Source organism: Kribbella polygonati, from assembly GCF_050320105.1.
Lineage (GTDB): Bacteria > Actinomycetota > Actinomycetes > Propionibacteriales > Kribbellaceae > Kribbella.
On record NZ_CP190129.1, the window covers coordinates 5856531 to 5883005 of the forward strand.

General features: G+C 69.3%; 26 protein-coding genes and 1 pseudogene. 17 read left to right on the forward strand and 10 right to left on the reverse strand.

The features are described 5' to 3' along the window. The first annotated feature begins 117 nt into the window (after positions 1-117). The 10 genes and pseudogenes from pseB to ACQHIV_RS27650 all read left to right on the forward strand — a co-directional run bounded on the left by pseB (position 118) and on the right by ACQHIV_RS27650 (position 11752). Positions 118-1101, forward strand: coding sequence for a UDP-N-acetylglucosamine 4,6-dehydratase (inverting) (gene pseB, locus ACQHIV_RS27605; protein WP_427886499.1), 984 nt, complete (start codon positions 118-120; stop codon positions 1099-1101). Next, positions 1098-2228, forward strand: coding sequence for a DegT/DnrJ/EryC1/StrS family aminotransferase (locus ACQHIV_RS27610; protein ID WP_427886501.1), 1131 nt, complete (start codon positions 1098-1100; stop codon positions 2226-2228). Before pseB ends, ACQHIV_RS27610 begins: the two co-directional genes overlap by 4 nt. Positions 2229-2238: 10 nt before the next feature. After that, on the forward strand, positions 2239-3705 hold the full coding sequence (locus ACQHIV_RS27615) for a hypothetical protein (protein ID WP_427886503.1): 1467 nt from the start codon (positions 2239-2241) through the stop codon (positions 3703-3705). Next, positions 3705-4520, forward strand: coding sequence for a hypothetical protein (locus ACQHIV_RS27620; protein WP_427886504.1), 816 nt, complete (start codon positions 3705-3707; stop codon positions 4518-4520). Before ACQHIV_RS27615 ends, ACQHIV_RS27620 begins: the two co-directional genes overlap by 1 nt. Next, entirely contained in the window at positions 4508-5245 is a 738-nt protein-coding gene (locus tag ACQHIV_RS27625; RefSeq protein ID WP_427886506.1) for a cytidylyltransferase domain-containing protein, read from the forward strand. Before ACQHIV_RS27620 ends, ACQHIV_RS27625 begins: the two co-directional genes overlap by 13 nt. 37 nt (positions 5246-5282) lie before the next feature. Then, positions 5283-6107, forward strand: coding sequence for a class I SAM-dependent methyltransferase (locus ACQHIV_RS27630; protein ID WP_427886508.1), 825 nt, complete (start codon positions 5283-5285; stop codon positions 6105-6107). A 42-nt stretch (positions 6108-6149) separates the two neighbouring features. Further along, the gene (locus tag ACQHIV_RS27635) at positions 6150-6491 is read left to right on the forward strand and encodes a DUF485 domain-containing protein (RefSeq protein WP_427886510.1); all 342 of its coding nucleotides are present in this window, start codon (positions 6150-6152) and stop codon (positions 6489-6491) included. Continuing rightward, positions 6488-8128, forward strand: a complete 1641-nt coding sequence (locus tag ACQHIV_RS27640) for a solute symporter family protein (protein ID WP_427886512.1) — start codon at positions 6488-6490, stop codon at positions 8126-8128. Before ACQHIV_RS27635 ends, ACQHIV_RS27640 begins: the two co-directional genes overlap by 4 nt. Positions 8129-8308: 180 nt before the next feature. Further along, positions 8309-9349, forward strand: a pseudogene (locus ACQHIV_RS27645) (discoidin domain-containing protein); the annotation flags it as partial. Positions 9350-9364: 15 nt separating this feature from the next. Further along, positions 9365-11752 (forward strand): CARDB domain-containing protein, encoded by a 2388-nt coding sequence (locus ACQHIV_RS27650; protein ID WP_427896570.1) that lies wholly within the window; start codon positions 9365-9367, stop codon positions 11750-11752. Positions 11753-11785: 33 nt separating this feature from the next. Here the strand turns inward: ACQHIV_RS27650 and ACQHIV_RS27655 are convergent, their stop codons facing one another. Then, positions 11786-12775 (reverse strand): winged helix-turn-helix domain-containing protein, encoded by a 990-nt coding sequence (locus ACQHIV_RS27655; RefSeq protein WP_427886514.1) that lies wholly within the window; start codon positions 12773-12775, stop codon positions 11786-11788. 98 nt (positions 12776-12873) lie between these two features. Between ACQHIV_RS27655 and ACQHIV_RS27660 the strand changes: the two genes are divergently transcribed. Next, a complete protein-coding gene (locus ACQHIV_RS27660; protein ID WP_427886516.1) occupies positions 12874-13782 on the forward strand; it encodes a superoxide dismutase in 909 nt (302 codons plus the stop codon). Here the strand turns inward: ACQHIV_RS27660 and ACQHIV_RS27665 are convergent. The 3 genes from ACQHIV_RS27665 to ACQHIV_RS27675 form a co-directional block, all read right to left on the reverse strand. Then, a complete protein-coding gene (locus tag ACQHIV_RS27665) occupies positions 13779-14195 on the reverse strand; it encodes a MarR family winged helix-turn-helix transcriptional regulator (RefSeq protein WP_427886517.1) in 417 nt (138 codons plus the stop codon). The genes ACQHIV_RS27660 and ACQHIV_RS27665 overlap by 4 nt on opposite strands. A 53-nt stretch (positions 14196-14248) precedes the next feature. Beyond that, entirely contained in the window at positions 14249-16078 is a 1830-nt protein-coding gene (gene asnB, locus ACQHIV_RS27670) for an asparagine synthase (glutamine-hydrolyzing) (protein WP_427886519.1), read from the reverse strand. A gap of 89 nt (positions 16079-16167) precedes the next feature. After that, positions 16168-16605 carry a hypothetical protein gene (locus tag ACQHIV_RS27675; RefSeq protein ID WP_427896572.1) on the reverse strand — a complete coding sequence of 146 codons (438 nt, stop codon included), beginning with the start codon at positions 16603-16605 and terminating at the stop codon, positions 16168-16170. A 55-nt stretch (positions 16606-16660) separates the two neighbouring features. Here ACQHIV_RS27675 and ACQHIV_RS27680 point away from each other — a divergent pair, with 55 nt between their 5' ends. Beyond that, entirely contained in the window at positions 16661-17371 is a 711-nt protein-coding gene (locus ACQHIV_RS27680; protein ID WP_427886521.1) for a class I SAM-dependent methyltransferase, read from the forward strand. After that, a complete protein-coding gene (locus ACQHIV_RS27685) occupies positions 17368-17886 on the forward strand; it encodes a DUF402 domain-containing protein (RefSeq protein ID WP_427886523.1) in 519 nt (172 codons plus the stop codon). The genes ACQHIV_RS27680 and ACQHIV_RS27685 overlap by 4 nt, the downstream gene beginning before the upstream one ends. 149 nt (positions 17887-18035) lie before the next feature. Here the strand turns inward: ACQHIV_RS27685 and acs are convergent, their stop codons facing one another. Further along, positions 18036-19970, reverse strand: a complete 1935-nt coding sequence (gene acs, locus ACQHIV_RS27690; protein ID WP_427896574.1) for an acetate--CoA ligase — start codon at positions 19968-19970, stop codon at positions 18036-18038. A gap of 178 nt (positions 19971-20148) precedes the next feature. Beyond that, positions 20149-20763, reverse strand: a complete 615-nt coding sequence (locus ACQHIV_RS27695) for a hypothetical protein (RefSeq protein ID WP_427886525.1) — start codon at positions 20761-20763, stop codon at positions 20149-20151. A 78-nt stretch (positions 20764-20841) separates the two neighbouring features. On the opposite strand from ACQHIV_RS27695, the gene ACQHIV_RS27700 reads away from it, so the two are divergent. Next, entirely contained in the window at positions 20842-20991 is a 150-nt protein-coding gene (locus ACQHIV_RS27700; protein ID WP_427886527.1) for a hypothetical protein, read from the forward strand. 3 nt (positions 20992-20994) lie between these two features. Here ACQHIV_RS27700 and ACQHIV_RS27705 read toward each other — a convergent pair whose 3' ends face one another. Next, positions 20995-21435 carry a MarR family winged helix-turn-helix transcriptional regulator gene (locus ACQHIV_RS27705; RefSeq protein ID WP_344189465.1) on the reverse strand — a complete coding sequence of 147 codons (441 nt, stop codon included), beginning with the start codon at positions 21433-21435 and terminating at the stop codon, positions 20995-20997. A gap of 52 nt (positions 21436-21487) precedes the next feature. Beyond that, on the reverse strand, positions 21488-21832 hold the full coding sequence (locus ACQHIV_RS27710; protein ID WP_427886529.1) for a winged helix-turn-helix transcriptional regulator: 345 nt from the start codon (positions 21830-21832) through the stop codon (positions 21488-21490). Positions 21833-21905: 73 nt separating this feature from the next. Between ACQHIV_RS27710 and ACQHIV_RS27715 the strand changes: the two genes are divergently transcribed. Both ACQHIV_RS27715 and ACQHIV_RS27720 read left to right on the forward strand, forming a co-directional pair. Next, complete coding sequence (locus ACQHIV_RS27715) at positions 21906-22493, forward strand: NAD(P)-dependent oxidoreductase (protein WP_427886531.1); 588 nt, start codon at positions 21906-21908, stop codon at positions 22491-22493. 45 nt (positions 22494-22538) lie between these two features. Next, on the forward strand, positions 22539-23213 hold the full coding sequence (locus ACQHIV_RS27720) for a sugar isomerase domain-containing protein (protein ID WP_427886533.1): 675 nt from the start codon (positions 22539-22541) through the stop codon (positions 23211-23213). A gap of 753 nt (positions 23214-23966) precedes the next feature. On the opposite strand, the gene ACQHIV_RS27725 is transcribed toward ACQHIV_RS27720, so the two are convergent. Beyond that, on the reverse strand, positions 23967-24725 hold the full coding sequence (locus tag ACQHIV_RS27725; RefSeq protein WP_427886535.1) for a GntR family transcriptional regulator: 759 nt from the start codon (positions 24723-24725) through the stop codon (positions 23967-23969). Between the two features lie 200 nt (positions 24726-24925). Here ACQHIV_RS27725 and ACQHIV_RS27730 point away from each other — a divergent pair, with 200 nt between their 5' ends. Next, positions 24926-25873 carry a glutathione S-transferase family protein gene (locus ACQHIV_RS27730; protein ID WP_427886537.1) on the forward strand — a complete coding sequence of 316 codons (948 nt, stop codon included), beginning with the start codon at positions 24926-24928 and terminating at the stop codon, positions 25871-25873. On the opposite strand, the gene ACQHIV_RS27735 is transcribed toward ACQHIV_RS27730, so the two are convergent. After that, positions 25870-26451 (reverse strand): TetR/AcrR family transcriptional regulator, encoded by a 582-nt coding sequence (locus ACQHIV_RS27735; protein WP_427886538.1) that lies wholly within the window; start codon positions 26449-26451, stop codon positions 25870-25872. The two genes, ACQHIV_RS27730 and ACQHIV_RS27735, sit on opposite strands and share 4 nt — an antisense overlap. Between the last annotated feature and the right edge of the window lie 24 nt (positions 26452-26475).

Sequence of the window (26475 nt, forward strand, 5' to 3'; positions counted from 1 at the left end):
TGATTACTCCGGGTCGAGACCGGGATTGAAAGGGTCGTTCACGGGGCAGCTATTGTTTCGAGGTCCGCACCGCGTGTGCGCAGTTCGGAACTGTCCGTCAGAAGGGGTCCCGCTCGCGTGTCAATCCTTACCGGCTCCGACATCCTGGTCACCGGCGGTACCGGGTCCTTCGGCCGGACGTTCGTACGGCATGCGCTCGAGCAGCTGGATCCGCGGCGGATCATCGTGTTCAGCCGCGACGAGCTGAAGCAGTGGGAGGTCCGGCAGTCGTTCGGCGACGACCCGCGGCTGCGGTTCTTCCTCGGCGACATCCGGGACCGCGCCCGGCTGCTGCGGGCGATGCACCGGGTCGACTACGTCGTGCACGCGGCCGCGCTGAAGCAGGTCGACAGCGGTGAGTACAACCCGTGGGAGTTCGTGCAGACCAATGTGATCGGCTCGCAGAACATCATCGAGGCGGCCATCGACAGCGGCGTGAAGCGGGTCGTGGCGCTGTCGACCGACAAGGCGTCCAGCCCGATCAACCTGTACGGCGCGACCAAGCTGACCGCGGACAAGCTGTTCATCAACGGCAACCACTACGCGGCGGCGTACGACACCCGCTTCAGCGTCGTGCGGTACGGCAACGTGATGGGCAGCCGGGGCTCGATCATCCCGAAGTTCCGCGCGCTGCACGCGGCCGGGCAGTCGCTGCCGATCACCGACCTGCGCTGCACCCGCTTCCTGATCACGCTGCCGCAGGCGGTCGAGTTCGTCGTCGACACGTTCGACCAGATGACCGGCGGCGAGCTGTACGTGCCGCGGATCCCGTCGATGAAGGTCACCGACCTGGCCGCGGCGATCGCGCCCGGCGCGGCGATGCACGACGTCGGCCTGCGCCCCGGCGAGAAGCTGCACGAGGAGATGATCAGCCCCGAGGAAGGCCGCCGCGCGGTGTCCCTCGGCAACCGGTTCGTGCTGCAGCCGGACCTCGCCACCTGGGGCTACCAGCCGCCCGCCGACGGCCTCCCGCTCCCGGACGGTTTCCACTACGCGTCCGACACGAACGACCAGTGGTACTCGATCGAGGAGATCCGCAAGATCCTCGAAAGCGACGCGTGACCGTGCTGCCGTACGGGCGCCAGTCGATCTCCGAGGAGGACATCGCGGCGGTCACCGCGGTCCTGCGCGGCGACTGGCTGACCACCGGACCGGCGGTCACGGCGTTCGAGACCGCGATCTCCGAACTGTCCGGCGGCCACCGGGCCGTCAGCTGTACGTCGGGCACGGCCGCGCTGCACATCGCGTACGCCGCCCTCGGCCTCGGCCCCGGCGACGAGGTCGTCACCACCCCCATGACGTTCGTAGCCACCGCCTCCTGCGCCGCCCTCCTCGGCGCCCGGATCATCTTCGCCGACATCGACTACGAAACCGGCCTGCTGGACCCCTCGGCTGTGGACGCCGCACTCACCGAACGGTGCAGGGTCATCACCGCGGTCGACTACGCCGGCCAATCCGCCGACTACCCGGCCCTCCAGTCCCTGGCCGACCGGGTCGGCGCGAAAACCCTCGCCGACGCAGCCCATTCCGTCGGCGGTTCGGCGTACGGCCGCCCCGTCGGCGACCTCGCCGACGTCACCACGATGTCCTTCTTCCCCACGAAGAACCTGACCACCGGCGAGGGCGGCGCCGTCGTCTGCAAGGACCCCGAGATCGCCCAGCGCGCCCACGAGTTCCACTTCATCGGGCTCGTCCGCGACCCGTCCCGCTTCGAGCTCACCGACGAGGGCCCGTGGCACCAGGAGGTCCACGAGTACGGTGTGAACTACCGCCTCACCGACCTCGGCGCGGCGCTCGGCCTGTCCCAGCTCCGGCGGCTCGCGGAGTTCAAGCGCCGCCGGGCGGAGATCACCGCCCGCTACAACGCGGCCTTCGCCGGGGTGGACGGTCTGCGTACGCCGGTCCAGGGCGCGGACGTCGACCCGATGTGGCACCTGTACCCGCTCCGCGTCCTCGGCGGGCGCCGGCGGGAGCTCTTCGAACGGATGCGCGCGGCCGGGATCGGCGTACAGGTCAACTACATCCCCGTGTACTGGCACCCGGTCTTCGCGCGCCAGGGCTACCGGCGCGGCCTCTGCCCGAACGCCGAACGGTTCTACGCCGAGGAACTGTCCCTCCCCCTCTACCCGGACCTCACCGACGGCGACGTCGACCGGGTGATCGAGACCCTTCTGAACTTGGTTGGATAGCGTGACGACTGTGACCCGATCGAACCTGGTCGGCGGAGAGATGCTCAACTGGTCGGACCTGCACCCCGGCGACGCCCGTCCCGCGGCCGCCGGAGCCGCAGCCCAAGCACTCCTGGCCGCCACCCTGACGCCCGACGCCAACGTCCTGCTCGCCGGTCCGCACGCCGCCGAGGTGGTCGAGTACGTCGCCTCGCAGGTCACGTTGGTCGACCTGCTGGTCCGCTCGGCGCCCGACGCCGAAGAACTCGCCGAACTCCTCGACACCACCAAGGGGCAGGTCTTCTGCGGCTCCCTCGACCGCTTCGCGGTCGAGGAAACGGCGGGGACCAGGCGCGGGATGGGTGGTGGGGTGCCTGGTGCGAGCGCCGCAGGTGCTGTGGGCGGTGCTGGTGGCGGGTACGACGTGGTCGTGGCGTTGGACGGGCTTGAGCGGTTGGTGGGGCCCGACAGCGGCGGGTTCGGTTGGGGGGATTGTCTGGCGCGGCTCAGTGGGCTGCTCAGGCCTGAGGGGATCTTGTTGTTGGGGGCGGCCAACGGGTTCGGGTTCGAGCGGTTGGTGCAGCCGGATATCTCGGCGGCGTTGCCGCGGGACGAGGACTGGGGGCGCGAGGCCGGAGACCGGGCGCCTGCCGGGCTCAAGCGGGTGACGGTGGCGGTTGCGGGTGCGGGTCTGCAGGTTGAGCAGACGTTCGCGGTGTTCCCCTCGTTGGTGCAGGCCGATGTGGCCTTGACCGAGGTGGACGGGTTGGCGGCGGTGGTCGCGGCGCGGGCTGTTGCTTCGCGCAACGAAGGGCCGGTGCTGATGGATCCGTACCGGGTGGTGCTGGACGCGGCCGAGGCGGGGGTCGCGTTCGAGTTGGCGCCAGCTTGGTACTTCGTGGTGGGGGCGGAGACGCCGGCGGTTCTTCCGGTGGGGGTCGTGCCTGAGGGCGAAGGTGTCTTGTTGGAAGAGCATCTGCTGATGGCGCTGCGATGTGATGATCAGGCGGAGTTGCGGCGGGTGGTGCCGCAGTATGTGGCTTGGTTGGGTGCAGGGGGTGCTGGGTCGCCGGACAACGTGATTGTTGACGGGGGCTCCTATCGGTTGTTCGGGGAGCCGCAGGAGCTGGATGTCGTCGAGCACCTGCGGCGGTTCGCCACCCGGGTGCTGGAAGGCGGCGGTCGCGTGCCGTGGCCGGCCGCGGCGGATGCGCATCAGTTGACGGGACGGCTGGCGGCGATGGCCGGCATCACCGTGCCGGAGCCGGAGTTCACGCCGGACGAGGTGATCCGGCCGCGCGGCAGCGCCGAGCAACTTCAGACCGTCGCGCGCCTGGCCGAAGAGCTCGCCGACGCCAGCGCCCGCGCCATCCTCTTCGAAGGAACCGCCTCCGGCATCCGCCGTTCCCGCCCGTACCGCGTGGGCCATGCGGTGCTGAACCCGGCCCGCGTCATCCGCCGCCGCCTCAAGCGCGTGCTGAAGAAGGTACGCCGCTGATGCACCACGCCAACCACTTCTACGGGCACGCCAACATCATGGCGACGTACGCCGGCCTGTCGAAGCCACCCCGCATCTGGGGCTACCTGCAACACGGCTGGAACATCCTCGACGGGTTCGCGTACGGCACGAACTTCGCGCCCGGGATGCCGAAGTTCGTCTGGTCCGACAGCGTCCGGCGCCGCGGCCACGCGCTCGGCCTGCGCAGCTACTCGGTGATCGGCTCCGTCTGGCTGTACCTGCTGAAGACCCACCCGGACCTCGCCACCCCGGACAAACGGGCCAAGGGCACCATCTTCTACCCGTTCCACGGCTGGGAGGGCCAGCACGTGCTCGGCGACCACGGCCGGATCGTTGCCTCGATCAACGAGCACGAGACCGGCCCGGTGACCGTCTGCCTGTACTGGAACGAGTACGGCAAACCGGCGATCCGCAACGTCTACCGGGACGCCGGATTCCGGGTGATCACGCACGGCTACCGCGGCCTGCACTGGCGGCGTACCAACGCGAAGTTCCTGCTCAACCAGCTCCGCGAACTCCGCAAGCACGAGCGGGTCGCGTCGAACCGGCTCAGTTCCGCCGTTCTGTACGGCGGCTCGCTCGGCCTGCGGGCCGGGGTCTACGGTGATCCCATGGTGCTGGAGAACGAGCACCCGTCGTTCGGCGGTCAGGCGCGGATCAAGCGGCTGTGGCCGGAGATGGACCAGCCGTACGTACCGGCCGACGTCGCACGCGAGTTCACCGACACCGAACTGGGCGTCGACCACGTCGCCGGACCCGCAGAAATCCGGGAGATGTTCCGATGGAACAGCTGAAGATCGGGATCATCACGCAGGTTCGCGTGACGAGCACCCGCCTGCCGGCCAAGGTCCTGCTGACCGTGGCCGGCCGTTCGTACCTCGAACACCACCTGGACCGGCTGAGCCGCACCGGTCTGCCGGTGATCGTCGCGACCACCACGAACTTCAACGACAACCTGGTCGTCCAAATGTGCGACGAGGACGGCTTCGCGGTGTTCCGCGGCAGCGAGGACGACGTACTGAGCCGGTTCGCGGGTGCGGCCCGCGAGCACGACCTGGACGGCATCGTCCGGGTCACCTCGGACTGCCCGCTGATCGATCCGGAGATCGTTGCCGCGGGCGTCGATCGCTGGCGCGCCGAGAACGACCTCGACCTCTACATCTCGAACTGCCTGGAGCGGACCTACCCGCGCGGCATGGACTTCGAGATCTTCTCCGCGGCCCGGCTGTACGACGCGGAGCGGAAGGCCACGCTCAAGGCGGACCGCGAGCACGTCACGTCGTACCTGCACCAGAACCGGTCGGGCGAGATGCGGCTCTTGAACCTCCCGTGGTCCGGCGGCGGGTCGCAGTACCGGCTGACGCTGGACACCGCGGACGACTGGAAGTTGCTCGACGCCCTGATCGAGGACTTCGACGCGTCCCACCTCGGCTGCGCCGACCTGGTCAGGATCCTGGACGAGCACCCGGAGCTGGCCACCCTGAACGCGCACATCGAACAGAAGAAACTCGGCGAGTAGCAGGTTTCATGCCCTCGGCTACGGCAGAATTGCCGTGATGACCACCAACGATCCGGCCGGGGGCGCCGACCACGGCGTGAACGCGGCGCGTGCCAGGTCCTTCGGCGCCGTCGCGGCCGCGTACGACGCGGGCCGGCCGACGTTCCCGTTCGAGGCGCTGACCTGGATCCTCGGCCCGGGCCGCGGGCTGCAGGTGCTCGACCTGGGCGCCGGGACCGGCAAGCTGTCCGCGGTGGCCGCCGCGCTCGGGCACCACGTGATCGCGGTCGACCCGTCGCCGGAGATGCTCGAGGTCTGCCGCCGGCGCCCCGGGGTCGACACGATGGCCGGCGCGGCCGAGTCGATCCCGCTCGCGCACGCGTCGGTGGACGCGGTGATCGTCGGGCAGGCCTTCCACTGGTTCGACACCGCCCGGGCGCTGCCGGAGATCGCCCGGGTGCTGCGGCCGAACGGCGTACTCGGCCTGCTCTGGAACAACCCGGACACCGTGGTGCCGTGGGTACGCCGCATCCACCAAGTCATCCAAGGCGACGGGTTCGGGGGCAGCGACCGGTTCGAGCCGATGCCGATCCTCGAGGGGTCGAACCTGTTCTCGATGATCGAGCAGGCCCGGTTCCGGCACTGGCACGACCTGGACCGCGGCGGCCTGCGGCAGCTGGCCCAGTCGCACTCGCGGGTCGCCGTACTCAAGGAGTCCCGGCGCGAGCAGGTGCTGGAGCAGGTCAACCTGATCTACGAACACACCGCCCGGCCGCCGGAGCCGCTGCGGATGCCGTACTTCACCGACTGCTTCCGGGCGCACCCGAGCGAGTTCGCGAACTACCGCCGTACGATCAGCGGTCCCGTGGCGCCGCACCTCTGAAGCCGCTAACGTGCACCTGTTCGGTCCAGTGAAGGGGAACTCATGGACGAAGAGATGGTGCGCGAGCGGGACGCCCGCGCGTACGAAGCGGTCCACGACGCGGCCGACTTCACCGAGCTGAAACGGCGCTACAAGAACTTCGTCGTACCGTGGACGATCGCCTTCATGGCGTGGTATCTCGCGTACGTCGCCTGCAACAACTGGGCCCGTGGCTTCATGAGCTACAAGGTCGTCGGCCATGTGAACGTGGCGCTGATCTTCGGCCTCCTGCAGTTCGTGTCGACGTTCGTGATCGCCGCTCTGTACGGCCGGTTCGCGAACCGGAAGCTCGACCCGCTGGCCCACGGGCTGAACGCCAAGTACAAGAGGGAGCGTCGCCGGTGAACGCCTTGCTCGTCCCACTCGCGACGGAGCCCGGCAACCGGGCACTGACCATCTCGCTGTTCACCGCGGTCGTTGCCGTGACGCTGTACATCACCTGGTGGGCGTCCCGGCAGAACAAGACCGCGGCCGACTACTACGCCGGCGGCCGCTCGTTCAGCGGCGCGCAGAACGGCCTCGCGGTCGCGGGCGACTACATGTCCGCGGCGTCGTTCCTCGGCATCTCCGGCCAGATCGCCCTCTACGGGTACGACGGCTTCCTGTACTCGATCGGCTTCCTGGTGGCCTGGCTGGTCGCCCTGCTGCTGGTCGCCGAGCTGCTGCGGAACTCGGGCCGCTTCACGATGGCCGACCAGCTCGCGTTCCGGATGAAGCAGAAGCCGGTCCGGACCGCGGCCGCGACGTCGACGATCGTGGTGTCGATCTTCTACCTGCTCGCCCAGATGGTCGGCGCGGGCTCGCTCGTCGGGCTGCTGCTCGGCGTGAAGAGCGAGGGCCTGAAGGCCGCGGTGATCGTCCTGGTCGGCGCGCTGATGATCGTCTACGTGACGATCGGCGGCATGAAGGGCACCACCTGGGTGCAGATCGTGAAGGCCGTGCTGCTGATGGCCGGCACCGTCGTGATCACGTTCCTGGTGCTGCTCAAGTTCCACTTCAACCTCTCGACGCTGCTCGGCTCGGCGGCGGCCAAGTCCGGCCACGGCGAATCGTTCCTGCAGCCGGGCCTGCTGTACGGCAAGGACTTCACCGGCCAGATCGACTTCCTGTCGCTCGGCCTCGCGCTGGTCCTCGGTACGGCGGGCCTCCCGCACATCCTGATCCGCTTCTACACGGTGCCGGACTCCCGCTCCGCGCGGCGCTCGGTGCAGTGGGCGATCGGCCTGATCGGCGTCTTCTACCTGATGACGCTGGCGCTCGGGTTCGGCGCCGCGGCGCTGCTGAACACCGCCAAGGGCTCGGCGGTCGCGGAGTCGAAGGGCAACGTCGCCTCGCCGCTGCTGGCCGAGTCGGTCGGTGGTGGCGCCGGGTCGCTCGGCGGGTCGATCCTGCTGGCGCTGATCGCGGCGGTCGCGTTCGCGACGATCCTCGCGGTGGTCGCGGGGCTGACGCTGACGTCGGCGTCGTCGTTCGCGCACGACCTCTACGCGAACGTCATCGCGAAGGAGAAGCCGAGCGAGAAGCAGGAGCTGCGGGTCGCGCGGTTCGCCGCGGTCGGGATCGGCGCGGTGGCGATCGCACTGGCGATCCCGGCGCAGAAGCTGAACATCGCGTTCCTGGTCGCGCTGGCGTTCGCGGTCGCGGCCTCGGCGAACCTGCCGGCGCTGCTGTTCAACCTGTTCTGGAAGCGGTTCAACACCTCGGGCGCGGTGTGGAGCATCTACGGCGGCCTGATCTCCGCGGTGGTGCTGGTGATCTTCTCGCCGGTGGTGTCCGGCAACGGCGAGAAGTCGATGATCACCGGCGCGGACTTCCACTGGTTCCCGCTCTCCAACCCGGGCATCGTGTCGATCCCGCTGGGCTTCCTGTTCGGCGTGCTCGGGACGTACCTCGGCAAGGACAAGTCGAGCGAGCAGCGGTACGCCGAGCTCACGGTCCGCGCGTTCACCGGCGCGGGCGCGGAGGGTGCCACCAAGCACTGACGCAGTACCCCCTCAGGGCCGGCTCGCACTGTGCGAGCCGGCCCTTTGTCGTGAGCCGTTGACGCACGTTAGCCTGCCGTAACAATGAGCCACGCGCCGCGCAAGAAATTAGCAAGTCGGCGAAAGTTTTGAACTCTTCTCTGTCCGCCCCATCAGGAGAGGTCTCGTGCCTCGGCCAGCAGCAGCACGCAGAACTACGTCGCGTCGAACGTGACCGACGGCAACCAGAGCAGCTACTGGGAGAGCGCGAACAACGCGTTCCCGCAGTGGGTGCAGGTCGACCTCGGATCATCGGTCCCCACCGACCAGGTCGTACTCAAGCTCCCGACCACCAACTGGGGCGCCCGGGACGAGACCCTCACGATCCAGGGCAGCACCGACGGACAGAACTTCACCAACCTCTCGGCGTCCGCGGCCCGCACCTTCAGCCCGCCGGGCAACACCGTGACGGTCGACTACGGTACGGCGACCACCCGGTACGTCCGGGTCCGGATCACGGCCAACACCGGCTGGCCCGCGGGTCAGCTGTCCGAACTCGAGGTCTACGGGCCGGCCACCGGTGACACCCAGGCTCCCACCGCCCCGGGCGGCCTGGCCTTCACCGAGCCCGGCGCCGGGCAGATCAAGCTCACCTGGAACGCGTCGACCGACAACGTCGGCGTCACCGGGTACGACGTCTACGCGAACGGGCAGCTGCGCACCAGCGTGACCGGGCTGACCTACACGGACAACCAGCCGGCCAACGTCTCGGTGACGTACTACGTGCGTGCGAAGGATGCCGCGGGCAACCAATCGCCGAACAGCAACACCGTGACGCGGAACGGCAGCGGCGGACCGAGCAGCAACCTCGCGCTGCACAAGCCGATCACCGCGTCCGGATACACGTTCACCTACATACCGGCGAACGCGAACGACGACGACGTCACGACGTACTGGGAGGGGAACGCGAACCCGGCGACGTTGACGACGCAGCTCGGTGCGAACGTGGACGTCAGCTCGGTCGTCGTCCGGCTGAACCCGGATCCGGCGTGGGGCGCACGGATGCAGACGTTCTCGATCCTCGGGCGCGAGCAGAGCGCTTCCGACTTCACGACGATCGTTGCATCGGCCAACTACTCGTTCGATCCGGCGAGCGGGAACACGGTGACGATCCCGGTCAGCGCGCGGGTGGCCGACGTACGGCTGAACTTCACCGGGAACACCGGTGCGCCCGCGGGTCAGGTGGCCGAGCTGCAGGTGCTCGGCGTACCGGCGCCCAATCCGGATCTGACGCTTTCCGGCGTTTCCTGGACACCGACGGCGCCGGTCGAGACCGACCCGATCACGGTGCGGGCGACGGTGCACAACGGCGGTACGGCCGGCTCAGGCGCGACCGACGTGAACTTCTACCTCGGCGACACCAAGGTCGGTACGGCGGCCGTCGGCGCGCTGGCCGCCGGCGCGTCGACGACCGTCAGCGCGTCGATCGGGACCCGGGACGCGGGCTCGTACACCCTGAGCGCGAAGGTCGACGAGGCCAACACGGTGATCGAGCAGAACGACGGGAACAACACCGCGAACGCCCCTGGACCACTGGTGGTGACGCCGGTGGCCAGCTCGGATCTCGTCGCCGCCGCGGTGAACTGGGCGCCGGGCAATCCGTCCGCGGGAAACTCGGTGTCCTTCTCGGTTTCGTTGAAGAACCAGGGCAGTGTCGCGTCGGCGTCCGGTACGCACGGGATCACGCTGACGGTGCTGAACGGGTCGTCCGTGGTGACCACGCTGACCGGTTCGTACAACGGTTCGATCGCGGCCGGCGCGACCACGCCTGCTGTTGCCCTGGGCAACTGGACGGCGGCGAACGGGCGCTACACGGTGCGCGTCGTACTGGCGGACGACGCCAACGAGTTGCCGGTGAAACGGACCAACAACACCAGCGAGCGGCCGTTCTTCGTCGGGCGCGGCGCGAGCATGCCGTACGACCACCTCGAGGCGGAGGACGCCGCGGTCGGCGGCGGCGCGACCGTCATCGGCCCGAACCGGACGATCGGCGACCTGGCCGGCGAGGCGTCCGGGCGGCGCGCGGTGACATTGAACAGCAACGGCGCGTACGTCGAGTTCACCACCCGGGCCGCGACGAACACGCTGGTCACCCGGTTCTCGATCCCGGACTCCGCGGGCGGCGGCGGGCAGTCGTCGACGCTCAGCGTCTACGTCAACGGGGCCTTCGCCAAGACGTTGCCGCTCACCTCGAAGTACGCCTGGCTGTACGGCGCGGAGGCGTCGCCGAACAACTCGCCCGGGTCGGGGCCGGCGCGGCACATCTACGACGAAGCGAACCTGATGCTGGACCAGACGTACCCGGCCGGGACGAAGATCCGGCTGCAGAAGGATCCGGCCAACGGTACGACGTACTCGATCGACTTCGTCGACACCGAGGCGGCGGTGGTGGTCCCGAATCCCGGTGCGGGGTTCGTGACGCCGAGCGGGTTCACGCAGCAGGACGTGCAGAACGCGCTCGACCAGGTGCGGCAGGACAGCTCGCTGCAGGGCGTGTACCTGCCGCCGGGCGACTACCAGACGTCGTCGAAGTTCCAGGTGTACGGGAAGGCGGTCAAGGTGGTCGGGGCCGGGCCGTGGTTCACCCGGTTCCACGCGCCGGACACGCAGGACAACACCGACATCGGGTTCCGGTCCGAGGCGTCGGCGAACGGGTCGACGTTCAGCGGGTTCGCGTACTTCGGCAACTACACGTCGCGGATCGACGGGCCGGGGAAGGTGTTCGACTTCTCGAACACCGCGAACATGACCATCGACAACGTCTGGGTCGAGCACATGGTCTGCCTGTACTGGGGTTCGAACACCGACACGTCGACGATCAGGAACTCGCGGATCCGGGACACGTTCGCCGACGGCATCAACATGACGAACGGGTCGGCCGGGAACACCGTCAGCAACAACGAGGCGCGGTCGACCGGTGACGACAGCTTCGCGCTGTTCAACGCCACCGACAACGGCGGCGGCGAGGTGCGGGACAACGTCTTCGAGAACCTGTCCGCGACGCTGACCTGGCGGGCCGCCGGGTTCGCGGTGTACGGCGGGACGAACAACGTCTTCCGGAACCTGTACGCCGCGGACATGCTGACGTACCCCGGGATCACGATCAGCTCGCTGGACTTCGGCATCCCGATGAACGGCTTCGGCGCGACCCCGCCGACGCAGTTCCAGAACGTCTCCGTGGTCCGCTCCGGCGGCCACTTCTGGGGCAACCAGGCGTTCGGTGCGGTGTGGGTCTTCTCGGCGTCGAAGATCTTCCAGGGCATCCGGGTGTCCGACCTCGACATCGTCGACCCGACGTACTCCGGGATCATGTTCCAGACCAACTACGTCAACGGCAGTCCACAGTTCCCGGTCGCCGACACGGTCTTCACCAACACCACCATCACCGGCGCCCACAAGTCCGGCGACGCCTTCGACGCCAAGTCCGGCTTCGCCATCTGGGCCAACGAACTCCCCGAACCCGGCCAAGGCCCCGCCACCGGCGAGGCCACCTTCACCAACCTGACCCTCACCAACCTGACCCTCACCAACAACACCACCGACATCCAGAACACCACCACAACCTTCACCCTCCACCGCAACTGATCCCCTGCTAGGGGCCGTTCCCTGCGGCGGCCCCTATCCGATCTGCCCTGGGATGCCTCGGGATTCGCCCGCCAGTAGTGGGCGGGCGGCTGGGGTGAGGGTGTGGAGGGCGGTGCCTTGGGTTCGGTGGGTGGTGATGAGGCCGGCGGCTCGGAGGATTCGGGTGTGGTCGGAGGTGGAGGCGAGGGAGATGCCTACCCGGTGGGAGAGTTGGGTGGTGGTGGCGGGGTGGATCAGGGAGCGGAGTACGGCGGCTCGGGTGCGGCCGAGGAGGTCGGCGAGGGGGTCGGCGGTGGTGGTGTCCTCGTCGGAGTCGGTCAGGTCGGTGCAGGGGTAGACGAGGACGGGGCGGAGGCCGGGGGTGTCCAGCGCGAGGCAGGTGGTGGTCAGCGGGGACGGGTAGAGCTCCAGCCCGCGGCCGTCGAGGTGGATGTCCGCGGGCGGGCCGTCGGTGTGGCCGTATGTCGTCAGCACCGGGCTGTTCCATTCGACGTCGGGGTGCAGCGACGACAGCAGCGCGTCGATCCCGCCGTGCAGTAAGGCCTGCGACCGGATCCCGAGGTCGGCGCCGTACCGCCGCTGCAGCTCCCCCGACGTGGGCGCGAGCACCTGCTGGTGGAACTCCCGGACGGCGATCCCCAGTGCCCGCCGCGATCCGGCCCGTCCCGCCAGCAACCCGCGCAGATAGCGGTCGATGTCCGGCGGCAGGTACGGCTCCAGCTCCTCCCGGATGACGTCCGCCGGCGTGTCCATCAACACGTCGACGGACGAGTCCAGCCCCTGCCCCGGCACCTCCGGGGTGAGGAAGTCCGGAAACATCCCGGTCGGCGAGATCAGCTTGAACAGCGGGCGCATCGACCCCCGCACCCGCGGCGCCGCCGACCGCCGCCAGCGCCGTACCGCCGGAGTCATCGACCGGTCCCCCAGGGCCCGGGCCGCGAGCGCGGCCTCCCACAGCGGGTGCGGCTCGACCGGGAACGTGATCCGGCCGAGGTCCGCCGCGGTGAAGTGGACCCTGATCATCCCCCGATTGTGGACGCCGCGAGGACCGCGCGACAGACCCCTTCGGTTCAGACCGAATCCGGTCGCGGCGCCGCGCCGTACCCTCGGACGCTGGCCGGATGAAACGTCTCGCGCTCCTCACCGTCCTCCTGCTCCTGACCGCCCCGGCCGCCGGCGCGACGACAGTCCACCGGCCGACGGAGTACGTCGTGTCCACGACTCCCGGCGACACCCTCGAAGGGATCGCGGTGACGCCGGGCGGCACGATGTACGTGACCAGCGTCGGCAGCGGCGCCGTGTACCGCGGCGACACCCGCACGTCGCACCTCACCCCGTTCCTCGCGCCCGGCAGCGACGGCCGTACGTCGGCCACCGGCATCCACGTGGACCGCTGGGGCCGGGTCCTGATCGCGGGCGCGAGCACCTCGAAGCTCTTCCTGTACGACGCCCACGGCCGGCTGCTCGCCGTACGCAAGGCGGCCGACGGCTCGTTCCTCAACGACTTCACGATCGCGGGCGACGCCGTGTACGTGACGGACTCCGCGCACAACCAGCTCTGGCGCGCGCCGCTCACCGCCGCCGGACTCGGCGAGCTCGAACCGTGGATCACCCGCGACCGGATCCAGCCGACGCCGTACTTCCTGAACGGCATCGTCACCAACGGCAAGGTGCTGCTGATCGGCGAGCAGGGCCAGGACGTCACGTACCGCGTCGACCTGCGGACCAAGCAGGTCAGCGTCGTGAACGTCCCGAACGGCATCCTCTCCGGCGACGGCTACCTGCTCGAAGGACACCGCCTGTACGCCGTCTACAACGCCGGCGCCGGGAAGTACGTGACGAGGTTCGCGCAGCTGAACGACGACTTCACGACCGCGACGCTGATCGCGGACTCGAGCCCGGGCGCGGCGGGTGCCACGCCGACCACGATCGCCCGCGACCGCGGCCGGCTGCTGTGGGTGAACAGCCAGCTCGACGTTGCGCCCGGTACGCCGCCGTACACCGTCAGCGTCGTACCGGGGCTGCGTTAGAGGTCGTCGGTCACCCGGGCGAGCACGGCACCGGCTTGGAGGACGAGCGTGCGGTCGGCTTCGTCGAGGCGGCTGAGGACCTTCGCGAGTTCGTCTGCCGCCTGTTGCCCGGACGCCGCCACGGTCTCGGCGCCCGCGTCGGTGAGGACGACCGCGGTCGCACGGCCGTCGACCGGGTCCGGTTCGCGCCGGACCAGGCCGGCCTCCTCCAGGCCCGCGACCGTGGTGGTCGCGGTCGGCTGCGAACACGGCACCCGGGCGGCGATCTCACCGATCCGGATCGGCTGCTCGTCCGCGATCAGCATCAGGGCCAGGAACTGCGTCGGGTGCATCAGGGTGGTGGTGCGGCTCCGGCGAAGGTGCCGGACGATCCGGTGCATGCTGACCAGCAGCTGCAATGCTTCCTGCGCCATCGCGATCACCTCCGTCGGGAAGCGCCATCCTGGCACAGTCGTCCAAATTTCTCCTACCGCGGCAACGTGATCTCCGGCCGGTAGAGATCCAGCCAGGTGGCCAGCGACAGCGTCTGTTCCAGCAGCCGGCGGGCCGAGCCGTCGGCCGCGGTCGCCAGTTGCAGCGCGCTGTCGCGGTCCACCAGTTCGAAGACCGGATGCCGCTCCGCCACGAGTTCACGGACCTGCCCGGCCAGCGTCGCGACGTACGCCGGGTCCTGCGTCTGCGGGTACGGCGACTTCCGTCGGTCCACCACCGACTGCGGCAACACGTCCTGGGTCGCCGCCCGGAGCAGGCTCTTCTCGTGGCCGTCGAACGTCTTCAGCGACCACGGCGTGTTGTATACGTATTCAACGAGCCGGTGGTCGCAGAGCGGGACGCAGACCTCGAGCCCGACCGCCATGCTCATCCGGTCCTTGCGGTCCAGCAGGATCCGCACCATCCGGGTCAGGTGCAGGTAGCAGACCTTGCGCATCGCCCACTCGTCGTCGGACTCGCCGTCCAGCCGTTCGACCTCGCGGACCGCCTCGGCGTACCGGTCGCGCAGATGCCCGCCGAGATCGAGCTGCTTCAGCACGTCCTTCCGCAGTACGTGCGCGTGGTTCCCACTCCGCCGCGACGCCAGGTACGCGATCCACGGGAAGATCGGCTTGTTCCGTACGTCGGGATCGTGGAACCACAGGTACCCGCCGAACACCTCGTCGGCCGACTCGCCGGACAGCGCGACCGTCGACTGCTCGCGGATCGCCGAGAACAGCAGGTACAGCGACCCGAAGATGTCGCCGCCGAGCGGGGCATCGTTGGCGCGGACAACCTTCCGGCGGATCTCCGGATCGGTCAGCGCGGCGTTGTCCAGCACGATGTCCGAGTGCTGCGAGTGCACCAGGTCCGCGACGTCGTGCACGTACGGCGTGTCCGGCGTACCGCGGAGCTCGTCGGGCCGGAAGTTCTCCTCCTGGCCGACGAAGTCGACCGCGAAACTGCGGACCTTCCGCCCTTCCTCGGCCAACTGGCCGGCGGCGAGCGCGGTGATCGCGCTCGAGTCGAGGCCGCCGGACAACAGCACACACTTCGGTACGTCGGCCACGAGCTGCCGGCGGGTGATGTCGTCGAGAAGTTCCCGGACGTGCGCGACCGAGGTGTCCTGGTCGTCGACGTGCGGCCTGGTCTCCAGACGCCAGTACACGTTGGTGTGAACGCCGTTCCGGTCGACCGTGACGACGGTCCCCGGCTCGACCTCGTGCATCCCGGCCCACAGTGCGGCACCGGGCGTCTTCGACACGGTGAGCAGCTCGCGCAGTCCGTCGACCTCGACCACGGCCGGTACGGCGGGGTTCGCGAGGATCGCCTTCGGTTCGGAGCCGAACAGCACGCCGTCGGCGGTCGGGTAGTAGAAGAACGGCTTGATGCCCATCCGGTCGCGGACCATCACCAGGGTCTCGGTCCGCGGGTCCCAGATCGCCAGCGCGTACATGCCGTTCAGCCGTTCCGCGAACGCGGTTCCCCATTCGGCGTACGCCCGCAGTACCACCTCGGTGTCCGAGTCGGTCGTGAACGGGTGGCCGCGGCGGCGGAGCTCGGCGCGCAGCTCGGTGTAGTTGTAGACCTCACCGCTGTAGACCATCCCGAGCGTGACGTCCCCGACCTCGGTCGTCATCGGCTGTTCGCCGCCGGGCAGGTCGATCACCGCGAGCCTGCGGTGGCCGAGCGCCACATGTCTGGCGTACCAGGTGCCGCGCGCGTCCGGTCCGCGACAACACATCGTCTCGGTCATCGCGTCGACGACCGCCCGCTCCGCCTCGAGGTCCTGCCGGTACGCCACCCATCCGGTGATGCCACACATCCGGTCGCTCCCCTCTGCCAGAGATACATTCCATTCCAATGTATTTCTGGCAGAGAGTGACGACAACGCTCGATTCCGTGATCAAACTCTCAGACGTGTGTGGCGACGACCCCGAGCGCGAACGCCAGCCCCGCGAGGCCGAGCATCGCCGTCGCCAGCTTGACCAGGCGGCGCTGCAGGACGGGGAGCTCGGCCGCGGTCGCGAACACCCGCTGCGGCCAGTGCCGCCAGGACACGTACCAGAAGATCCCGGTGGCGATCAGCAACAGCAGCCCCTTGACCGCGTGGATCTGCCAGTTGCCGTGGTCGATCAGCAGCATCCCCACCCCGGTCACCGCGATCGCCGCCACCAGCCCGACCACCTTCCACCGGTTGCCCGAGGCAATCACCGCGGTCAGCATCTCCCGCCCCTCGCGATCCGCCCCGAAGTACTTCTTCACCTTCGGCTGCACCACGAACAACGAGTAAGCCATCCCACCCACCCACGCCGCCGCCAACCCCGCATGCACCACCGCCAGGATCGCCATAGTCACCCCCAGAAGGTAGTCCCACCCCAGTCCACCACCCGGTAGCCTCGCGGCCATGGACCCGTGGCAGACGTTGACCACCGACTACGAGCAACGCCGATCGCGGGAGGACTCGCTCGACCGGCTGATGGAGTGGGACGCCCAGCGGTCGATGATCGGCTCCGTCGAGGGCCGGACGATCCTGGACGTCGGCTGCGGCAACGGCCAGAAGGCGATCGAACTCGTCACGGACCACGGCGCCGCGTCGGCCGTCGGGGTGGACATCGGCGCCGAGTTCCTGGCAGGGCCGGCCGAGGTCGCTTTTCACAGGGCCGACCTGTCGTGTTTGGACGAACTCGACGCCTTGAAGGGCCGCCGGTTCGACGTGGTCCTGTTCCTCCAGACCCTCGCCTACGCGCGCGACCGCGCCCGGACACTCCGCACGGTGCGCTCGCTGATGACGGAGGACGGCGTACTGGTGGTCTCGATGGCCCACCCGATCCGGTACGCCGTCGAGCGCTCCGAGCGCGACGGGGTCGGGATCGGGGACGCGTACCACGCGGTCGGGCCGTACTCGTACCCGTCGCTGTGGAACCCGGAGATCACCGTCACGCACACCACCGACACGTTCTCGACCATCCACAACGCACTGACCGGCAACGGCTTCCGGGTCGAGGAAATCCTCGAGCCACAACTGTCCGAGGAGAAGAAGGCGCGCTACCCGCACAAGCAGGCGTGGCTGTCCAAGTACGTCGGCATCATCATCCTCCGGGCACGCCCCGCATGACCGACGTCCAGGTCCTCCACCGAACGAGCCAGTGGTGCCACGGCCGGCAACTCGGGAACATCGTCGCCTACGACGTGCGGATCCTGCCGCAGTACCAAGTCGCCGGGCGGCCGACCGTCGACCGCAGCTACCTGCTCGTCGGGGAAGGCGTACAGCTCACCAGGCCGGCGGTCTTCGAAGGGGTGATGGAAGGTTGGTGGTACGTCGACCTCGTGGAGATCGAGTACGCCGAACGCGGGCTGGTCGTGCACGACATGTACGTCGATCTGCTGATACCGCCGGCGGCCCAGCGGTACCAGGTCCTGGACCTGGACGAGCTGGCCGAGGCCCTACGGGAAGGCAAGATCACGCCGGCCCAGTGCGCCGACACCCTCACGGCCACCCAGCAGTTCGTCCACCGCTACCTCCGCGGCCCGGAGGAAGGCCCGATCGGCCCCGCCCACCCCTTCCCACCCGAGCCCGTCACCACCCTCGCCCAACTCCCCTCGTTGCTCGACGGCTCCGCCGAGTCGTAAGAATCGGCGGCGAATACCCGCCCCGATCCACGACTCGGCGATGAGGGCGAGAACCGAACGCCACGACTCGCGGGGGGACGCCGGGATGGCGGTCCGCGGGATGTCCGGTGCCCGGGGTTTCCCGGGCACCGGGGGTGTGCGCGGTGCTGTCAGTCCTCGTCGGACTTGCCGGAGTCCAGGTTGGTCTTGATCAGGTCCATGACGGTGGAGTCGGCGAGGGTGGTGACGTCGCCGACCTCGCGGTTCTCGGCGACGTCGCGGAGGAGGCGGCGCATGATCTTGCCGGAGCGGGTCTTCGGGAGCTCCGAGACGACCATGATCTGCCGCGGCTTCGCGATCGGGCCGATCTCCTTCGCGACGTGGTTGCGCAGTTCCTGCACCACGTCCGGACCGCCGTCGCCGGCCTCCGAGCGAAGGATCACGAACGCCGCGATCGCCTGACCGGTGGTCGGGTCGGACGCGCCAACGACCGCCGCCTCGGCGACCTTCGGGTGCGAGACCAGCGCGGACTCGATCTCGGTCGTCGACAGCCGGTGCCCGGACACGTTCATCACGTCGTCCACCCGGCCGAGCAGCCACAGATCGCCGTCCTCGTCCTTCTTCGCACCGTCGCCCGCGAAGTACACGCCCGGCCAGCGCGACCAGTACGTGTCGACGAACCGCTGGTCGTCACCCCAGAGTGTGCGCAGCATCGCCGGCCACGGCTTGGTGATGACCAGGTACCCGCCGGACCCGTCCGGCACCGGGTTGCCCGCGTCGTCCACCACGTCGACCGCCACACCCGGGATCGCCTTCATCGCGGCGCCGGGCTTGCCGGCGGTGACGCCCGGCAGCGGGGAGATCATGTGCATCCCGGTCTCGGTCTGCCACCAGGTGTCGACGACCGGCGCCTTGTCCCCGCCGATGTGCTCGCGGTACCAGACGTACGCCTCCGGGTTGATCGGCTCGCCGACCGACCCGATCACCCGCAGCGAGGACAGGTCGAACTTCGCCGGGATGTCGGCGCCCCACTTCATGAAGGTGCGGATCGCCGTCGGAGCGCAGTACAGGATCGACACCTTGTACTTCTGGACGATCTCCCACCAGCGCCCCTGGTGCGGGGTGTCCGGGGTGCCTTCGTACATCACGGAGGTGGTCGCGTTCGCGAGCGCGCCGTACACGATGTAGCTGTGCCCGGTGACCCAGCCGATGTCGGCCGCGGTCCAGTACACGTCGGTGTCCGCCTTGAGGTCGAACACACCCCACTGCGTGTACGACGTACCGACCAGGTAGCCGCCCGTGGTGTGCAGGATGCCCTTCGGCTTGCCCGTGCTGCCCGAGGTGTACATCACGTACAGCGGGTGCTCGGCGTCGAACGCCTCCGGCGTGTGCTCGGTCGACTGCTTGCCGACGAAGTCGTCCCACCACAGGTCGCGCCCCTCGACCATGGCGGTCTCCTGCCCGGTGCGCTTCACCACCAGCACGTTGCGCACCTTCGGGTAGTCCACCAGCGCGGCGTCGACCGCGGGCTTCAGCGCCGAAGCGGCGCCCCGCCGGTACCCGCCGTCCGAGGTGATCACCACGCGCGCGTCGCAGTCCTCGATCCGGCCCTTCAACGCGTCCGACGAGAAGCCGCCGAAGATCACCGTGTGCGGTGCGCCGATCCGGGCGCAGGCGAGCATCGCCACGACCGTCTCGGGAATCATCGGCATGTAGATCGCGACGATCTCGCCGGCCTTCACGCCGAGCTCGAGCAGCGCGTTGGCCGCCTTGCTGACCTCGTCCTTGAGCTGCGCATAGGTGATCTCGCGGGTGTCACCGGGCTCACCCTCGAAGTAGTACGCGATCTTGTCGCCGAGACCGTTCTCGACGTGCCGGTCGACGCAGTTGTACGCCGCGTTCAGCTTGCCGTCGGCGTACCACTTCGCGAACGGCGGGTTGCTCCAGTCCAGCACCTCGGTCGGCTTGGTGGCCCAGGTCAACCGCTTGGCCTGCTCCGCCCAGAACCCCTCGAAGTCCGCCGCCGCCTTCTCGTAGGCGTCCGCTTTCAGGTTCGCGTTGGCGGCGAGCTCGGCCGGCGGCTCGAACCGACGCTCCTCGTGCATCAGGTTCGACAGTGCCTCGGACTGCGGTGGTTCTTGATCCGTCACGTCGACGACTCCTCCTCGCTGGCTTCGGCGCGGCCGCGCGCCCGGCTACCTTTCTACCAATGCAACCCCTTGCAAGGAACCGGGGTATCGCCCAGCCGCTCCGAATCTGCGCCGAACAGGACGGTTCCCGGGCTCAGCGGCCCTGCAAAGTCCGGTCGGCGGCGGTTGCCGCCGCGAGCAGCAGTCGCCGCCGGTTCGCAGCCTGCATCTGGGTCTCGACGGTCTTCTGAACGCAGCAGTCGGTGCCCCACAGCTCGACCTCCACGACCGCGTTCGACCGCCGGAACCAGACCCGCGACGTCACCAGCCCCTGGAAGTCGTCGGTCGCGAGGAACGCCTCCTCACCGATCCCCGGCACGTCGCCCACCGTTGCGTGGTTTGCAACCATGCTGCCCCGCTGGCCGTCGTACTCCGCGATCGCGCCCGTCGCGCCGTGCTGCTTCGCGGTGTGGACGCTGACAGAGATCTTGAGCCGCCGCTCGATCGGACCCTGCGCGTACGCCGAGTACCAGTGGGCGCGGGGCTGCTTGTAGGACCAGACGCAGTACTTGTACGGAACAATGACGTGCGACTCCTTTGCCTGCGCCGTACTCAGCTTCGCGCCGACGTCCGTCGCCCGGATCGCCTGGTCCCGCGTGAGCAGGTCGCAGGCAGCCAGGGCCCCCGGGTACTTCGCGTCGACCTTCGCCTGGCAGCCCGCCAGGACGGCCAGGACCAGCGCGATCGCGACCAGCCTCGGCGTCGGCATGCGCGCAGAGTAGGGCGGCGATCGGGTCAATTCGGCGTACGACGGAACCAAACGGGCGAATCCTGCATCGGACTTGATGTGAACCCAACCCGGCCGACCATGCAACCGCCCGCCGTCACCGACGAACCGCGGAAGATCTCCCGCGCCGCCCGGCGCCGCGTGCACGCGCGCGAGCTCCGGGTCCGCCGGACCCAGGCCGCCCTCCGGGCCCAGCTGCCGGTCGCCTGAGCGCTACTCCTGGTGGTACGTGAGGAGCTTGCCGAGGATCGTGCTCAGCTTGTTCCGGTCGGTGGCCGAGAGCGGGGCGAAGATCTCCTCCTGCGCCTTGCCGACCAGGTTGGTCAGCCGCCGCTGGTGCCGCTTGCCGGCGGTGGTGATCGTGATGATGTTCCGGCGGCCGTCGGCCGGGTCCGGGCTGCGCTCGACGTACCCCTCCGCCTCCAGCTCGTTGAGCGCGGCAACCACATCGCTGCGGTCGATCGAACTGCGTCGCCCGAGCTCCGCCTGACTGGCGGGACCGAACTCCACCAGCGTCGCGAGCAGGCGGAAGTGGTACGCCCGCGCACCTCCGGCGGCGAACGACTCGGTGACGATCCGGTGTGCCTGGGCCGCACTCTGCGTCAGCAACCAGCTCGGCAATTGGGTCAGGGCGCTCGGCGTCTGCTCATCCACCCGCGCAGTCTAGGTCGTCAACGGTTCGCAACCGGCGATCTATTGGCCATGCCTACGATTCGCGCGCATCCAGGAGCTCGTCCCAGTGCTCCTCGGCCCAGTCGCACAGCTGCCGTAGCGGTCCGAGCAGGCTGCGGCCGAGCAGGGTGAGCTCGTACGTTACCCGGCGCTCGTCGACCGTCCTGGTGATGAAACCGTCATGTTCGAGCGCACGCAACGACTGGGTCAGAACCTTCGGGCTGACGCGGGCGAGCGGGATCCGGAGCTCGGAATAGCGGCGCGGACCGCCCTCGAGGCACGCCAGTACCAGAGCGGCCCACTTGTCGCCGCCGATCCGGAACGGCAGCACGGTCGACGGGCAGATCTCCTCGAACATGTCCGCGCGCAGGGCAACCATGTCTTCCAAGGTATCCAATCGGTAACCACCCCTCCTTCTACGGTCGCCGTACCCATTCCTTGAGGAGGTTGCGGTGAGCAAGATTCTGGTAGTTGGCGCCCGAGGCCGGGCCGGTTCGGCGGCGGTTGCGGAGGCGCGAGGTCGCGGGCACGACGTACTCGGTGTCGCGCGTGGCGGGGGCGACGAGGCGGCAGCCGGGGATGTGCTGGACTCGGAGCGGATCGCGGAGTTGGCCGCTGGTCGGGATGCGGTGATCGCCGGGGTGTATGGCGCCGGGGACGGCTTCTTCCCGCGGTCGGCGCGGGCGTTGGTGAAGGGGTTGGGGAAGGCGGGAGTACGGCGGTTGGTGTGGGTCGGGCTGGCGTCGATCCTGCCGACCGCGGACGAGACCTTGCTGATGGACACCGACGGGTACCCGCGGAAGTACCGATCGTTCTTCCTCGCGCACCAGGCCGCGCTGGACGTGTTCGCGGCGTCGGACCTCGACTGGGTCTCGCTCGCCCCGGCCGGTGACTTCTCGGACCTCTCCCCGCGGGGCAGCTACCGGGCCGGCCCGGCCGACGCCGGCGCACGGATCTCGTACGCCGACTTCGCGGTCGCGCTCGTCGACGAGGTAGACCACCCGTCACGGCACCGCGAGGCGTACGGCGTACTGGTCTAGACGGGGGCCTCGCGGGGTCCGGCGTACGGACGATAGGTTCGGGACATGGCTGGGGCCGAGGAGTACTTGGACAAGGCGTTGGCGATCGCGCACCGGGCGGCCGAGACGCAACTGGGGGCGATCCGGGTGGCGGCGGAGCTGGTCGCCGACGCGCTCGCGGACGGCCGGACGTTCTGGGTGTTCGGCACCGGGCACAGCCACACGCTGGCCGAGGAACTGTACGGTCGCGCCGGCGGCCTCGCCGACGTCCGCGCCATCCTCGAGCCCGGCCTGATGCTCCACGAGGGCCTCCAGAAAAGCTCCCTCCTGGAACGCCTCCCCGGCCTGGCCGGGGTCCTCCTCGAGATCAACCCGCTCGCACCGGGCGACGTCCTCCTGATCGCGTCGAACTCCGGCCGCAACGCCGTACCGGTCGAGTTCGCCCTCGGCGCCCGCGCCCGCGGCGTGAAGGTGATCGCTCTGACCTCCCTGGCGCACTCGACCGCGATCACCTCCCGAGCCCCCAACGGCCAACGCCTCTTCGAAACCGCCGACGCCGTCATCGACAACTGCGGCACCCCCGGCGACGCCCTCATCACCGTCCCCGGCACCCCAGAACCCACCGGCGCCACCTCAACCGCCGTAGGAGCCCTCCTCCTCCAAGCCCTCACCGTAGAGGTAGTAACCCGCCTGACCACCCGAGGCCAACCCCCCAACGTCCTCCGCAGCCTGAACGTGTAGGACCTGGTGGTGAACCGGGCGGATGTGGTGAACCGGGCGGATGTGGTCAGCCCCCGCGTGCTCCGCAGGTGCTCCGGTCGCTACGCTCCCTCCCCCACCTGCTTCGCGCGCTCCCACCCGCCGCCGGGCTGGCGCCCGGTTCTTGTCGGCTGCCGCCGACGAGTTGCTCCTTGGCGCTCGCGTGCGAAGGCTTACGTCGGCGCCCTCCGACAACCCGAGCGTGGTGAGTGGCGACTGGTGGTATGCCCGCCGCGGCCACGGATCGCGGCTGGTGATGTCCTGGGAGGTTGTCCTTCCTGGTGGCGCGACCGTGAACGTCCTGTGGTGGCGCAGGATCGTAGGAGGATCAGTCGCCGGCCGTCGAAGTGGCGGCAGCAGTACGGGCCGAGTCGCATCGGCTCGGTGGTGGACGGTGCGGTTGGTGCCCGCGCCACTCATCCACGCGCCGGCTTGCGACGTGCTCCTTCTAGCAGTCGCACGCGAGCAACTCGTCGGCGGCAGCCGACAACTCCCCGCGCTGGCCGGAAGTGGATTCCGGGCGGCAGCCCGGGGCGGCAGCCCGGGGCGGGTGGGAGCCCGCGTGGCGGGCGCGGGAGCGAGCGCGCGTGGCGGGCGCGGGAGCGAGCGCGCGTGGCGGGCGCGGGAGCGAGCGCGCGTGGCGGGCGCGGGAGCGAGCGCGCGTGGCGGGCGCGGAGCGACCGGAGCGACCGGAGCGACTGCGTAGCGCGCGGGGGGCTACTACCCCGCCACAGCTCAGGTGGCGCGGTAGGCGACGGTGATGTCGTAGCGGTCGGAGCGGTAGATGGAGATGCCGAATTCGATCACCTGGTCGGTGGCGGTGCGGGGGGCCGAGGTGATGATCAGGCAGGGGGTGGAACTGTCGATCTCGAGGAGTTCGGCGTCGGCGGGTTCGGGTGGGGCGGCGACGATGGAGGCGGAGACCATGCCGAGGGTGACGCCGTACCGGGTGGAGAGTTCGGTGTAGAGGGACTTCTCGGTGAAGTCGATCTCGTCCAGGCCGGGGTAGCGGTGCAGGGAGAGCGTGGTGCGTTCGATCGCCATCGGGTCGCCGTCGGCGGTGCGGAGGCGGACCAGGTGCAGGACCGGCGTACCGACCGGCTCCTCGAGCTCGCGGGCGAGGTGTTCATCGGCGGCGCCGACGCGGTGTTCGAGGACCTTGGCGCCGGGGCGGATGCCGCGGTTGGTCATGTCCTGGCTGAACGAGGACGCGAGCATCCGGGACGGGCGCGGTTCGGCGACGAAGGTGCCGCCGCCGGGGCGGCGGTTGGCCAGGCCTTCGGCCACGACGCGGTCGACCTCCTGCCGGACGGTCATCCGGGCGACGCCGAAGCGTTCGGCCAGGACGCGCTCGGACGGCAGCACGGTGCCGACGGCCAGCGAGCGGGTGAGGTTCTCCAGAATCTCGCGGATCTGGTCACCCTTCGGGCGATCGGTGCGGAGCTCGGTGGGGAGCTCGGCGAGATCACCGGGGTTGTTCCGTGGGCGGGCCATGAGGTCAAGTATCCCTGAGACTCTGCCCGGCAAACCGGTTGCCGGGGAACGCGGGCCGCGGTGTGTCGTACCGCGCAGGCCGCCCGCGACGACGTTGTCCCGGCCGACCATGTCAGTCCGACTGTAACGTCCGCTGCCACTTCACGGCCAGTGACGTTCCACAGGCTCAGCCAATTGCCAGCGAGGGTAGTTTTAGCGTTATGACCCCGGCACAGTTCGCACAGGAGACGTCGAAGACCGGCGAGTGGAAGCGGCAGGGCAACAGGTTCACCGGCCGGATCAGCCGGGAGTCGACGTCCGCGCCCGGCGAAGGACCGGACGACCAGGGCCGCTGGCCGGTCGAGCCGGGCCGATACCGGCTGGTCGTCAGCCTGGCTTGCCCATGGGCACACCGGTCGGTGATCGTCCGCCGGCTGCTCGGTCTGGAGGACGCGATCGGCCTGGCGATCGTGGATCCGGTCCGGGACGAGCGCGGCTGGCGGTTCACCCTGGACCCGGACGGCCGCGACCCGGTGCTCGGCATCGCGTTCCTCTCCGAGGCGTACCTGCGCACCGATCCGGCGTACGACGGCCGCGTGACGGTGCCGGCGATCGTCGACACGCTGTCCGGCGAGGTGGTCACGAACGACTACCCGCAGATCACGCTCGATCTCTCCACGGAGTGGGTCGACTTCCACCGGCCCGATGCGCCGCGGCTGATCCCGGACGACCGCGCCGAGATGGACCAGTTGATCGAGGAGATCTACCGGGACGTGAACAACGGCGTCTACCGCTGCGGTTTCGCGACCAGCCAGGAGGCGTACGAGGCGGCGTACGACGTGCTGTTCGCGCGGCTCGACGTACTCGAGGAGCGGCTGCGGGACCGTCCGTACCTGCTCGGTGACACGCTGCGCGAGGTGGACGTCCGGCTGTTCACGACACTGGTCCGCTTCGACGCGGTGTACCACGGCCACTTCAAGTGCAACCGTCAGAAACTGACTGAGTTCCCGAACTTGTGGGCGTACGCGCGCCGCCTCTACCAGCAGCCGGGCTTCGGCGAGACCGTCGACTTCGACCAGATCAAGCGGCACTACTACGTCACGCACGACACCATCAACCCGACCGGCATCGTCCCGAAGGGGCCCGATCCCCGGGTCTGGACCGACTAGGCCGCGAGCGCGGTCAGTGCGGCACTCACGGCGGCCTTGAGCTGGGCCCGGGTCGCCCCGGACCGCGACCGCAGGTTGATCGCGTAGGCGAGCAGCGTCAGCAACTCCGCCGCGTCCTCCACCTCGGTCCCCGGCCGCAGTTCGCCGTTGCCCTGCGCAACGTTCAGCGCGGTGGCCAGCGAGTCGCGCAGTACGGCGTGATGCTCGGACAGCACCGTCCGTACGGCGTCCGGCGGGCTCTCGGTGTTCGCGTTCGCCATCATGCAGCCCCAGCCGGCGTACTCCCCCGAGAGCCGTAGCCGCAGCAGCTTCTCGAAGAACGCGCGGACCGCGGCCAGCCCGCGACCGTCCGCGGCGAGCTGGTCGAACATGGGGCGGGACCGGTGCTCCAGGTACCGGCGGGCCGCCGCGGCGTAGAGGGCGTCCTTGCCGCCGAACGCGTTGTACAGGCTCGACCGGCTCAGCCCGGTCGCGGCGACCACGTCCTGGATCCCGGTCGCCGCGCTCCCGCGCCGCCAGAACAGCTGCTCGACCGCGGCCAGCACGTCCGCTTCGTCGAAGTGTTTGACATCCGGCATACCCAGCATCATATCTTGGAACGA